Annotated in this window: 7 protein-coding genes; all 7 read left to right on the forward strand. The window is 42.9% G+C overall.

The genetic code is table 11. The features are described from left to right. Window positions 1–33 precede the first annotated feature (33 nt). Complete coding sequence (locus SWP_RS10870) at window positions 34–1,263, forward strand: OmpP1/FadL family transporter (protein ID WP_020912522.1); 1,230 nt, start codon at window positions 34–36, stop codon at window positions 1,261–1,263. A gap of 227 nt (window positions 1,264–1,490) precedes the next feature. Then, complete coding sequence (locus SWP_RS10875; RefSeq protein ID WP_020912523.1) at window positions 1,491–2,378, forward strand: LysR family transcriptional regulator; 888 nt, start codon at window positions 1,491–1,493, stop codon at window positions 2,376–2,378. Between the two features lie 93 nt (window positions 2,379–2,471). Beyond that, entirely contained in the window at window positions 2,472–3,587 is a 1,116-nt protein-coding gene (locus SWP_RS10880) for an efflux RND transporter periplasmic adaptor subunit (protein ID WP_020912524.1), read from the forward strand. Between the two features lie 8 nt (window positions 3,588–3,595). Beyond that, a complete protein-coding gene (locus tag SWP_RS10885) occupies window positions 3,596–6,694 on the forward strand; it encodes an efflux RND transporter permease subunit (RefSeq protein WP_020912525.1) in 3,099 nt (1,032 codons plus the stop codon). Between the two features lies 1 nt (window position 6,695). Further along, window positions 6,696–8,171, forward strand: coding sequence for an efflux transporter outer membrane subunit (locus tag SWP_RS10890; RefSeq protein ID WP_020912526.1), 1,476 nt, complete (start codon window positions 6,696–6,698; stop codon window positions 8,169–8,171). 798 nt (window positions 8,172–8,969) lie between these two features. Continuing rightward, a complete protein-coding gene (locus SWP_RS10895; protein WP_020912527.1) occupies window positions 8,970–10,073 on the forward strand; it encodes an efflux RND transporter periplasmic adaptor subunit in 1,104 nt (367 codons plus the stop codon). Next, the gene (locus SWP_RS10900) at window positions 10,073–13,183 is read left to right on the forward strand and encodes an efflux RND transporter permease subunit (protein WP_020912528.1); all 3,111 of its coding nucleotides are present in this window, start codon (window positions 10,073–10,075) and stop codon (window positions 13,181–13,183) included. Before SWP_RS10895 ends, SWP_RS10900 begins: the two co-directional genes overlap by 1 nt. The last annotated feature ends 196 nt before the right edge of the window (window positions 13,184–13,379 follow it).

Genomic DNA, 13,379 nt, shown 5'->3' on the forward strand with positions numbered 1-13,379 from the left:
TGATTATTACATAACAACATATGAGATTATTTAATGAAATTTCTACTTAAACCTTTAGCAGTGGCCATTGCATTAGTATCAGCACCAAGTTTTGCAGCAGGTACCGTTCTTGGTGAGTTAGGCAGTTTAAACGCTAGCACTGCAGGTGCAGGTAGCGCAGCGATTTCAGAAGGTGCTGAAAGTGCTTTCTCAAATCCTGCAGCAATGAGTCTCGTTGAAAAATCGACCTTAACAGGTAGTCTTCAAGCTTTTGATCTCAATATCAAATATCAAGATAACGGTTCTTACGGTAGCTTTGGTGGTGACAATGACGGCGGTAATGCTGGTAGTGTTACCCCACTTGGATCTGTGTATTGGGTTAACCCATTAAGCGACAAATGGGCATTTGGTCTTGCACTCGCTTCACAAGGTGGAGCATCTGTTGATTATGGTGATGATTGGCGTGGTGCAAGTCTTATTAGCTCTATTGATCTCGTGACAGTTCAGGTAAACGCATCAGTTTCTTATAAAATTAATGAGCAATGGGCTGTTGGTATAGGCATGGTTTCTGAGTATGCGTCACTTTTGCAAACTCAGCAGTTTACTCAAAATATTGGCGCTGAGTATGAAGCGGGTTCAGTCGAGTTTGGGGTTAATTTAGGCCTACATTACACCATCGATGCAGACAATATGTTGGGGCTAACAGTTCGCTCAGGTCTGGATCACACCCTTGAGGGGGATGTAAAACTTGACCGAAACGGCAATGGCGAAACTTACGATGCTAGTTTAGGTCTGGTTTCACCCGCAATTGTAAAATTAAGTGGTTACCACGGTTTGACTGACAAGTTTGCGTTGTTATGGTCTTTAGATTGGCAGGATTGGAGTAAAAACCAGTCAAGCGTATTGATCTTAGATGATTCTGGTCGTCAAGTTAATGTTGATAGGAATTGGGATGATACTTACAGCGCTTCTTTAGGGATGCACTATCAGCTGACTAATCAATGGCGTTTAGAGTTTGGAGTCGGTTACGAGTCATCTCCGTTAAGCGATACCGCAGCTAACGCATTCAATCAATATCCAGACCTTCCTGTAGATGAAATAATTCGTATTGGCACCGGTGCCACCTATCAGGCATCAGACGATTTCTCTGTGAATTTCTTCATTGAATATCTAGATCTTGGTTCTCCGGAGATCCGCTATAACGCACTGGGTTATGGGGCGCTATCTGGTAGTTATAACAATGATGCTGCCATCGCTGGTATCACAATGAATTGGGTATTTTAAACGGCTTTAGTTATAGGTTTTAGTAGGAATAGTAACTCTTTTCTGTTTCGAATCAGACTCAATTAACTGTGCAGTAATGCACATAGCTGACTTGAAAACTTCCACCGCTACAAAAAAAGCATTACAGTATTTTTAAGCTTAGTCTTTACCGACTAAGCTTTTTTTGTTGCCTACAACAAAGTTAACTTTGGCTTAGCAGGCAAAAATATTTAAATAGGTGGGAATGTATGCGGATAGAAGATCTCAAATTATTTACCATCGTGGTGAAGCTTGGTAGTTTTACTGCTGCAGCCAATGCCTTAGATCTGCCACGAGCGAATGTGAGTCGGCGGATTGGCGAACTAGAAAAAGCGCTAAACGCTCAACTTTTCTTCCGCACTACCAGACAACTGCGCTTAACCCAGCACGGTGAAGCATATTATCATGAGTTGCTCACCGTACTTGAAGGGTTTGAGCAAGCTAAAAATAAGTTGCATGATATTGATGAAAAGCCTATTGGTAAGGTTAAAGTGGGCTTTTTGCCGGAAAGTGATGAGGCACTGCAACCAGCACTCGCCAAGTTTCAACAACTTTATCCAGATATAGAGCTGGATATGCGGATCACTAATAACTACGAAACAGATATTTATGCGCTTGCATTAGACTTTGTTATTTATGCCGGTAAGGTGCAGGACTCTGGCTTTATTGCCCGAAGAATTCTCAGTTTGGGGCGAGGGATCTATGCAAGCCCTGAATATTTGGCCAGTCATGGCGAGCCGCAATCATTAGCTGAGCTGTCTAAACATGATGCAATTTGTTATCGCTGGCCTGACGGCAGTATCGATGATAAATGGGACCTAATTTCTGAAACTGTTCACGTTAAAAGCCGTTTCACCTGCAATCATATGGGATTTGTCAGGCGTGCGATTGTAGGTGGCCAAGGGATAGGTTTTATGCCGCCATTGTTTGCCTTAGCTGCTATTGAAGCCAAGCGTATCGTCAGGATCCTACCGCAATACGAATCTAAAAAAGAGGATGTGTGGTTGATCTATCCCGATAGAAAGGGGATAAGTTTACCGACTCGGTTATTGATTGACTTTTTATTACAAGAAATCCCGAATAGAGCTGGTTTGTAATGTTTTGTGAGACAGTGTAGTGCGTGAAAGGCGGATTATCTTGTAAAGTGAAACACATACACTCTCTCCCAATCGTTCCATTGGGAGAGAATCATGAACCGCAAACATTCAAAACAGCGACTAAATACTAAATTCGCCATCGCACCGTTAGCTATTTTCATCCTTTCTGGTTGTAGTCAAGCATCTAGCCAAGCCAAAATTGAATCATTAAAAGTTGAACGTCCTGTACAGGTAATAACATTAACTGATCAGCAGCTGCAAAATTCAAAGCAGTTCGCCGGTGTGTTGGAGGCTACGCAAACAGCAAGCCTATCTTTTAAAGTCCCAGGGACTATAGAAGCCATCCTGGTCAAAACCGGTGATAAAGTCGATAAAGGGCAGGTTATTGCTCGGTTAGACCCTCATGATTACCAAGTTACCGTAGTGGAATTAGAAGCAAGACTGGCAGAAGCGAATGCTGCGCATCAACTGGCAAAAGTTGAGCTTGAAAGGGTAACCCAAGCAATCGCAGATGATGCTATTTCGGAAGTTAATCTAGACAGAGCTCAGAGCGGGTATCAACGTAGTTTAGCCATGGTTCAAGTTGTCACTCAGAATCTGAAAAAGGCCAATAACGCGCTTGATTACACTGAGCTTAAAGCGCCTTTTAGTGGCGTAATCGGCCTGCAAACTCAACAAACATTTGAGCAAATATCACCAGGCGTTGGTTTATTCTCTTTACATCAACCTAATGAGCTAAAAGCCGTTATTGATGTACCGGAAAACCTAATTGCTAGTTTAAGCCCATCACAACTAGCAAGTGTTACTTGGCACGGCAATAGCCAAGCAATTAGTGCTCAATTAACTGAGATGAACACACTTGTAGACCCAATAAAACAAACCTATGAAGCCCAATTTGTGCTCGATAAAAATCAGCAAGGTGCATTACCTGGTAAGTCTGTTAGCGTCACAGTCAAATTTAATGCTAGTGCTGATACGTTCTGTGTGCCTTTAGCTTCAATAAAAGGAGAGGGTGAGCTTCAAAGCGTTTATATCATAGAAAACGAAGCGGTTGCCGAACGTGTGGTTGAGGTTGAGTCTGTTCATAGCAATAGAGTGTGTATCAGCGGTGCATTGCAAGCGGGTGACACTATTGTCACTGCCGGTGTGCATTACCTCAAGCCTTTACAGATAGTTAAAAATACCATCGCGAAGAACGTGAGTTACTAGAGGCTTTTATGAATTTAGCAGAATTTGCAATTAGGCAACGTTTGTTTGTTATATTTTTTAGCGTGCTTTGTGTGGTCGTCGGGATTATTTCCTATTTTGAGCTTGGTAAGCTTGAAGATCCTTCATTTACAGTGAAAAGTGCGGTTGTGGTTACCTTGTACCCTGGTGCATCCGCAAAGGAGGTAGAGGAGCAAGTCACTGATAAGGTAGAGACAAAATTACAAGAGATGGGAGCGATGTGGAAATTACGCTCATTGTCCCGCCCAGGCAGCTCAATGATATTCATTGACCTAAAGGAAACCACTAATTCCGATGAGTTACCGCAGCAGTGGGATCTATTGCGCCGTAAAGTGAGCGATGTAAAGCTGACATTGCCAGCAACCGCGCAAATCAGTGTGGTTCAAGATGAGTTTTCTGAAGTTTATGGCATGCTTTTCAGTGTTTATGGTGAAAACGCTGAACCAGAAGCGCTACGTCAGTATGCCAAGGAGCTGCAACGCCGTTTTAAAACTGTTGATGGTATTAAGAAAATTGAGCTGCATGGTGTTCAAACCCAAGCAATTTATGTTGATCTACCTGAAGAGCGTTTAGCCCAATATGGGATCTCTTCGGCTCAAGTTATTAATCAGCTAACAACCCAAAACCTGACTTACGACAGTGGTAGTTTTGAAGCAAGTGGCGAACGTATTAGAGTTCAACAGAGTAGTGATTTTAAATCGATTGAGGATATTAAAAATCTAACGATTAAAGGCGGGATTGGTCACTATAGTACTGGCTTACTTCGACTTGGAGATATTGCCGATATAAGCTTGGCTTACAAAACCCCTGCAACCAGCATAAGCCGTTATAATGGACAAACAGCAGTCACCCTGGCAGTAAGCCCAGTCAAAGCCATCAATGTGGTCAATCTTGGCGATACAATGAGTCAAATTATTGCTGAGTATCAACAAGAGTTACCCGTAGGTATTGAGATCGGAACCATTGCATTTCAGCCTGATGAAGTTGAGAAGTCGATTGCCGATTTCGTGACTAATTTACTGGAAAGTGTGGCGATTGTATTTGCAGTTCTGCTGATTTTTATGGGCTTTAAAAGTGCCACAATCGTCGGCGGCAGTCTACTGTTTACCATCTTATTGACATTCATCTACATGTACCTCGCAGGTGTTGATCTTCAGCGTGTTTCTCTAGGAACGTTTGTACTGGCATTGGGTATGCTTGTTGATAATGCGATTGTTATTACCGATCTGTTTATTGTTAAGTTAAATAAAGGTGTAGAGCGCACAAAAGCGGCTATCGATGCTGTTAAAGAAACCTCAAAGCCGCTACTCGCTGCAACCATTATTGCAATCATGGGCTCGACCCCGGTACTTTTTTCACAAACCGATGCAGGTGAATTTGCAAGTTCTGTGTTCCTCATTATTTGTGCATCTTTACTGTTTTCATGGATTGTTGCGGTCACTCTCACGCCACTTTTATGCTGGCTATGGATTAAGCCAAAGCTAAACAATGACCAACAGGAAGAAAAAGTAAGTCGTTATCAACAAGCAGTTGTTTGGACTGTGATGAATCCTGTTAAGGCTATCTCATTAGTCGTACCACTATTACTGGTCACAGCACTGGCTGTTCCTTATGTTGCCGTGAATTTTATTCCAAGCTCTGATAGGCCTATGGTGTTCTTAGATTATTGGCAACCTAATGGTGGTGATATAGCTAAAACATCATCTGATATGAAGAAAATTGAAGATTGGTTATTGCAACAACCAGAGATAAGCAGCATTTCTAGCTATGTAGGCGCGAGCGCACCAAGGTTTTCTGTGACTGTTGAGCCTGAACCTTTTGACTCAAGTTACGGACAGATTGTCATAAATGTTAAGGATTTTGAGGGGATAGAGCCTTTAACAAAACGCGGCGAGAGTTGGTTAGCGCAAAACTTCACTAACTCTGAACCTAGATTTAGAGCGCTTAAATTAGCGACAAAGGATAAGTTCAGCATTGAAGCGCGTTTTAGTGGTAAAGACCCTGCAGTCTTGCATGACTTATCGAACCAAGCACAAGCAATCATGCAAGCTAACGCCAATACAAAATCCGTAAGAGATGATTGGCGTCAACAAAGCAAGGTGATTGAACCTGTTATTAATCAAGAACAAGCGCGCAGGGCTGGGATCAACAGAACTGATATTTCATTAGCATTAAAGCGAGCATCAGAAGGAGTAACGCTAGGGACATTAAACCAAGGCGATCAACTGATCCCAATCAGTTTTAGGAGTGCAAACGCCAACTTAAGTTACTTAGATACTCTGCCAGTAAAGTCTTTGTTAGGTACTCATAGCGTACCGTTAGGCCAAGTGGTTGATAAATTTGAGCTTAAACCTGAAGAGAGCATGATCTGGCGTCGCAATCGAGTGCCAACTATCACTGCACAAGCTGATGTATTTGATGCGACGCCCGCTGAAGTGAGGAATCAAATCAAGGATCAGATTGAAGCTATAGAGCTACCAGCTGGTTATAGCTTTGAGTGGGGCGGTGAATACTACGATGAGAATCGTGCGATTACTGATACGTTAAGCCAAATGCCGAAAGCACTTTTGATGATGGTGGTCATCATGGTTGCAATGTTTAATGGCTTTAAGCAACCGATCATCATTTTAATTACGCTGCCACTGGCTGCTATTGGTGCAACCTGGACGCTATTGTTGCTTGATAAGCCATTTGGTTTTATGGCGCTTATTGGTGCGGTGACTTTATCAGGGATGATCATTAAAAATGGCATTGTACTCATGGATCAAATTGAACTGGAGCGAGCTAAGAAGATCCCATTAAGAGAAGCAGTTAAATCTGCCACGTTAAATCGAACCATGGCGATATCAATGGGAGCACTGACTACTGCTTTAGGAATGATCCCGTTAATAAGTGACCGGCTATTTGATCAAATGGCTGCCACCATCATTGGCGGGCTAGCCGCGGCAACATTGCTATCACTGTTTATTATGCCAGCCTTCTATTGCCTGTTTTATAGAAACTCAGAGCATCTAGAAGACGAAAGCAAAGCAGATGACAATAAAAATAACGAAATAGCCTTAACGACTGCGACAGTGGAGCAAAAATAATATGAAACTTATAAAACTCGCACCGCTTGCAATAGCAATGATGCTTTCAGGTTGTGCTGTTGGCCCCGATTATACGCAGCCAACAAGCACACTTGAAACTGAATACCTCTACCAAGGCGTTCAGGGAACTCAAGCTGGGCAGTATGCAGAGCAAACAGATAATGCATGGTGGAAGAGCTTTGAAGATCCAACCCTTAATCAGTTGGTTTTAGATGCACAGAATCAAGCCATTCCCTTGAAAATAGCGGCACAACGGATCCGCATGGCGCAGTCATATCAAAGTACTATTGAGTCGTTTAAGGTGCCAACTGTAAATATTGGCGCGGGTTTCGGTAATTTTCAGATAAGTGAAAATGACCCGTTACTTGGTGGTGCTATCACTGCTAAACATCCGGTTAGTGGAGAAGAATTGGGTCTTGTTGAGGACAATAATAGTGCTTTCTTTGTTGGGGCGACCATTGCCTGGGAAGTCGACCTGTTTGGACGAATTGACCGACAAGCCAGTGCTGCTGCTATTCGTAAGGAGCAGATGGTGATTATGCGTGAAGGTTTAACCACCTTGATCACTTCTGATGTGATCCATAATTACCTGCAGATGAGAGGGGCGCAAGAGCGTAAAAAAATAGCCTTAAAAACCAGTGATGACCAAAGTAAAACCTTAGAATTAGTTAAGTTAATGGTAAAGAGCGGTTATGGCTCAAAGCTTGACGAATCTAGAGCTAAAGCTGCACTGGCAGCGACAAAAGCGGTGATCCCGCAGCTAGAAATCGCTGAAAATGTTCATTTGCAACGCTTGGCTATTTTACTGGGAGAAACACCAAAGCAGAGCCACTCTCGGTTTAAGCAAGACGAACCACTACCAAACTTTAGTGGCATAATCCCGACTGGCTTGCCTGCAGATCTGTTAGAACGTCGTCCGGATATTCGAATTGCTGAGAGAGAGATGGCGGCGTTAAATGAAGAGCGTGCAGCGGCCATTGCAGCGCAGTATCCAAAAGTATTTTTAACTGGAGCTCCAGGTGTACTGGCTAAGGATTTTGACGATCTATTTAACAGTGATTCTGTGTCATGGCTCGGGAGTGTGGGCGTAAGTTGGAATGTGTTTGATGGCGGCAGAGGTGATGCCATTGTTGAGATGCAAGAGGCTAGGTTCGATGCTAGCGTATTAAGTTACCAGCATTCAGTCATTGCGGCATTTGGCGAGGTAGAAACGTTACTTCATGGATATGGTCAGAGCCAGCAATATGTAGCTTTGGTGAGCGAAGCTTCGGCTGAAACGACCAATGCGGTTAATAAAGCTCAGTCACTTTACAAAGCAGGGTTGAGTGATTATTTGTCTATTCTTGATGCACAGCGTCAACAAAATATGATGCGTGACCGAGTGGTCGCCGCGAAACTTCAAACTGCGAATATGACCATTGCACTGCACAAGGCGCTAGGTGGCAATTGGCAAGTTAACGATGCGATAAGTCAATGATTTAACATTTATGCCCGTTAAGCTACAGACTTAACATAAATAAAAAAGCAGCACTAAGTGCTGCTTTTTTTGGTTTGTAGATTCGATAATTAACCTAGTTCTGACGAGTCATCAGCTAGCACTAAATAGACAGCCTAAGGGATGATTGAAATGGTATGTTTCTGGCTTGAAGTCGGTTCTCCATCAAGGTTTACAGGCTAAGTTTGGCTCGATTCAAGCCCAATGTTGGCGACCTGCATTATATTGATCATTAATCCTGGGGGATATGAATTCATCAATACCTGTTTTAACGCATTGCTCAGACAGTGGCTCATTAGAATTACATCGAATAAACCACTTCGTTGGTGCACTAACTTAAAGGGGAATAACCATTTCTACTGCAATGCGCCTCGAAATGAACTGGCACACAGCCTCTGAAACAAGCATCTTCAGCTGAACGCGTATAGCAACTTTTGATAACGTGCAGCATATTTAGTACTCCGGTTTTTGTCTTCAGACAGGTTATGGAACCGCGGTGGTTCCGCACAAAATCAAGTTAGCTGCTATCACTAGTAAAACCTCCTGTTATTGATGTAGTGCGTTGTGGCGCGCGGCCTAATACAAATTATATTGCTAATATTCCGCCATTATTTAAATGCGAGTTGGATGCCTCAAGGTTATTATTGTTTAAAATCAGATGTTTAATCTTGTTTTTTACAATAATTAGGTTAGTCGTGATAGGTGGGGATCTATTAGAACGGCTCACTGATGAACATCTTGGTGTGTTTAGCTTGTGAGATTCTTGCTTGCGGAGTACTAATGACAACCATAACTAATCGACTGTTACTAACAACAATAGCACTTGCTACTTCTTCATTGATAGGTTGTGCTGAACCTAAAACAGAACAACAAACTAACGAAACTGTTCGACCTGTGAAAATGGCCATTGTAGAGAGTGTAGCGGCGAATGTTGAACGCTCTTTTCCAGCTCAGGTTACTGCAAATGAGAGTACTGACCTTGCGTTTAGAGTATCGGGCCAGATAACTAAACATTATGTTATTGAGGGAGATCGCGTTGAGAAAGGCAGCCTAATTGCAGAATTAGATCCAACTGATTTCAATATTTTATTGGATAATGCCAAAGCAAAGTATGAACTGTCTGTCTCTCAGCATGAACGTAATTCAACTCTTGTACCGAAAGGCTTAGCAACTAAAGCTGAATTTGATACCTCTCGTGCAGAGATGTTGATGGCAAAAGCAAGGCTCGATAGAGCAAGTCAAAATCTAAAGTATACTAAAATCTATGCTCCTTATGATGGAATCGTAGCTAAAAAATACGGTGAAAATCATGACCATATCGCAGCAACTCAAGCAATTGTAGAGTTTCAAAACGATCGCTTAAGTGATATTCAGTTTGACCTACCCGAGCAGCTGTTAAAACAGTTCGACCCTGAAAAATTCAAAGCGATAACAACTCAAGTTGTTCTTGATAGTTACCCAGATAGACCACTCGTTGCCACTTTTAAGGAGATGCGTAAATCAACCACACTCGGAGCACTGAGCTTTAGGGTGACGCTATCTGTTGAGGTTCCTGCTGATATGCGTGCATTGCCAGGTATGAGTGCCAATGTTAATACCGTGATTACTGACGAAAAATTGGCTACAGATAGCGCGGTTATTGTTCCGATGAGTGCTCTGTTTAGCCCTGAAACTAAGAAGCTTAGCGATGATAATAAATATGTCTGGGTGGTTGATAGCAACTATAAGACTCATCTTCGTGAAGTTAATGTATTGAGTCTTTTAGCGACAGGAGCTGTTGTTGATTCTGGTTTAGTGGCTGGTGATAAAGTGGTTACTGCGGGTACTTACTTGATCAGTGAAAACCAGCAAGTTAAAGAACTTAAGCGTGAGCGAGGTATTTAATGACTACTTTTTCAAAAGAGCAAAGCTTAACTGAGGATGTAGAAAAGGAATGCCTTGGTGGTGGTATCGCGGGTTATTCGATGCGTAACTCCGTGGTTAGCTGGCTAATCATTATGGTGTTGCTTGTTGGGGGGATTCTTGCGTTTAAAGACCTAGGTAGGTTAGAAGATCCTGAGTTTACTCCTCGCTCTGCACTGATTGTTACTAGTTATCCTGGCGCCTCTCCAGAGCAAGTTGAAGAGGAAGTTACTCTGCTGATTGAAAATGCATTGCAGCAACTTCCGTCGGTTAAGTGGATTAAGTCTGTAAGCACTGCTGGGTTATCTCAAGTTGATGTAATGATGGAGTCCGAATATACCAGTCTTCATCTACCGCAGATCTGGGATGAGGTTCGGCGTAAAATAGGCGATCTAAAAACCTTACCGCCAGGGGCTGGAGAACCAATAGTCAATGACGACTTTGGTGATGTATACGGCATGATTTGGGGGATCACCGGTAAAGGCTATGATATGGCTGAACTGGAACAGTTCGCCGATCAACTTCGACGGGATGTGGTTACGCTTGATGGAGTCAGTAAAGTTGTTATTGGTGGTGTTCAGCAGCAGCAAGTTTTTGTTGAGATCTCAAACAGTAAAATCTCTGCACTGAATATTCCGATAGATCATATTGCTGCTTTATTGCAGAGCCAAAACTCAGTATCAAATGCTGGCCGGATCAGAATTCAAAATGACACAGTAAGACTCTATCCTACCGGTGAGTTTCAGGACATCAGTGAGTTAAGAGATCTGGTGATTAGCCCTGTTGGCTCTGAGGCTAGGATATTACTAGGGGATGTCGCTGAGATCAGTCAAGGCTATGTCGAAGTACCGACAAAGCTCATGTCAATGAACGGACTTCCAGCACTTGAGTTTGGTGTGTCATTTATGCCGGGCGAAAACGTAATTAAGGTTGGTAGCCGTGTTCAGGCACATATCGACAGTATGCTTAACAAGCAACCGATCGGCATTGAGATGGAGAACATCTACAACCAGCCTGTACAAGTAGAAAAAGCCGTCGATGGTTTTGTGTGGAGCCTTGTTGAAGCGGTAGCGATTGTTATTGGTGTACTGCTACTAACGATGGGCTTGAAAAGTGGCATTATCATTGGGATCGTACTGATCTTATCTGTGACTGGTACGTTTATCTTCATGGAGCAAATGGGGATTAATTTACAGCGGATCTCATTAGGTGCACTGATCATTGCGCTAGGTATGTTGGTTGATAACGCCATTGTTGTGGTGGAAGGTATTCTGGTCGGTATGCAGCGAGGCAAAAACCGTTTTCGCGCCGCGATTGATATTGTTGAACAAACAAAGTGGCCATTGCTCGGTGCTACAGTTATTGCGGTGACAGCATTCGCACCGATTGGTTTATCAGAAGATATATCGGGTGAATTGATTGGTACACTGTTCTGGGTAGTATTGATCTCTTTGACGTTAAGTTGGATCACTGCAATCACAACCACGCCATTCCTTGCGGCAATGTTTTTCAAAAATGAAAAGCCAGCAGAAGCCGGTGATGAAGTCGATCCTTACAAAGGTATTGTGTTTACCTCTTACAGAAAGTTCTTAAAAGGGTGCATACGTCATAGAAAGAAGACCATGCTATTGTTGGTTATTTTGCTATTAGGTTCTGTAAAAGGCTTTGGTATGTTGAAGAATGAATTCTTCCCGCCGATGAATCTACCTAAATTTATGGTCGATACCTGGTTACCCTACAATACAGATATCCGAGCGACAGCGTCAGAAATTAAAGCGATGGAAGACCTGGTATTGAGTCACCCAGAGGTGACTCAAGTTGCTTCTAGTGTCGGTGGAGGACATGTACGCTTTATGTTGGCTTATAAGCCTGAAAAGATGTACAACAATTACGGCAACCTAATGGTTACTGTTAAAGATATGGATAGCCTGCTTGATGTCATGCGTGATGTGCGTGGCATGCTTGAAAGTAATTTTGCTGGGGCAAACTATAACTTCAAACGTTTCGAAATGGGTCCAGCGCCTGATGGTCGTATAGAAGCTCGTTTCCAAGGTCCAGATCCTGACGTGTTAAGAGAATTGTCTGCCAAGGCGAAAGCGATAATGGCTGCAAGCGAAGGTGCGACTGCAGTACGTGATGATTGGCGTGAACGAACAAAAGTTGTCCGCCCTGTATTTAACGTAGAAGCCGCGAGAACGCTAGGGATCAGTAAGGCGCAGATAGATAACGTGCTACTGGCTAACTTCTCAGGTCGCAGTGTTGGTTTATACCGTGATGGCTCAGATCTAATGCCAATTATTGTACGTCCACCGGAAGTGGAGCGTACTGATATCAATGGCATTATGGAGTTGCAGATCTGGAGTAATCAGCTCAATAAATACGTGAGCCTATCTCAAGTCGTTCATCGTTTTGACATAGAGTTTGAAGATCCAGTCATTATGCGTCGTGACAGAGTGCGCACCGTGATGGCGATGGCTGATGAAGACCAGATGGGGACGTTAACCACGGCAGCTGTTCAAAAGTCATTTAAAGCTGAAGTAGAGGCGATTGAATTACCTGAAGGTTATAGCATGCACTGGGGTGGTAAGCATGAGACGTCGATGGATGCACTAGTAGCGATCGGTGAAAAATTGGGTGGTGGTTATTTGGTTATGATCCTTATTACTGTGTTGCTCTTTAGCTCATTCAAAGATGCTGCGGTTATTTGGACTGTTGTACCATTTGCGATCATCGGTGTGGTTGTTGGACTCTACGGTGCGAATATGCCATTTACCTTTTTAGCACTGCTTGGCACGATGAGCTTAACTGGCATGTTAATTAAAAATGCTATCGTGTTAGTTGAGGAAATTAAGCTGCAGATCCATGAGGGGAAAGAAGATTACCTCGCGGTAATTGATGCTTCAGTTTCAAGGGTTCGTCCAGTAAGTATGGCTGCGGTAACGACAGTTTTAGGTATGATCCCACTTATCACTGATGGGTTCTTCCAAGCGATGGCTGTGGCGATGATGGCAGGATTAACATTCGCGACAATTCTGACTCTCATTGTTACACCGGTAATGTATACGGTTATTCATCGAGTACGGTCAGTATAATTAAGTAATCGTCATTAAGAAGCCGCACTTTGCTAGAGCAATGTGCGGCTTTTTTTTATGCCTGACGATCTTGGACCTGACGATAATAAAACAACGAATACGATCGAGTTTTTTGGAATTAGGAGTTTTGTTAACTGTTGAGATTCTCGTTTTTTTTAGTGCTTTACGGTTTAAACAAACATGGAGTTCCCGATAA

This window comes from Shewanella piezotolerans WP3, assembly GCF_000014885.1.
Lineage (GTDB): Bacteria > Pseudomonadota > Gammaproteobacteria > Enterobacterales > Shewanellaceae > Shewanella > Shewanella piezotolerans.

Bases quoted from the DNA above. Each gene is read 5' to 3' on its own strand.
- SWP_RS10870 (WP_020912522.1), top strand. From the start codon at position 34: ATGAAATTTCTACTTAAACCTTTAGCAGTGGCCATTGCATTAGTATCA.
- SWP_RS10875 (WP_020912523.1), top strand. From the start codon at position 1,491: ATGCGGATAGAAGATCTCAAATTATTTACCATCGTGGTGAAGCTTGGT.
- SWP_RS10880 (WP_020912524.1), top strand. From the start codon at position 2,472: ATGAACCGCAAACATTCAAAACAGCGACTAAATACTAAATTCGCCATC.
- SWP_RS10885 (WP_020912525.1), top strand. From the start codon at position 3,596: ATGAATTTAGCAGAATTTGCAATTAGGCAACGTTTGTTTGTTATATTT.
- SWP_RS10890 (WP_020912526.1), top strand. From the start codon at position 6,696: ATGAAACTTATAAAACTCGCACCGCTTGCAATAGCAATGATGCTTTCA.
- SWP_RS10895 (WP_020912527.1), top strand. From the start codon at position 8,970: ATGACAACCATAACTAATCGACTGTTACTAACAACAATAGCACTTGCT.
- SWP_RS10900 (WP_020912528.1), top strand. From the start codon at position 10,073: ATGACTACTTTTTCAAAAGAGCAAAGCTTAACTGAGGATGTAGAAAAG.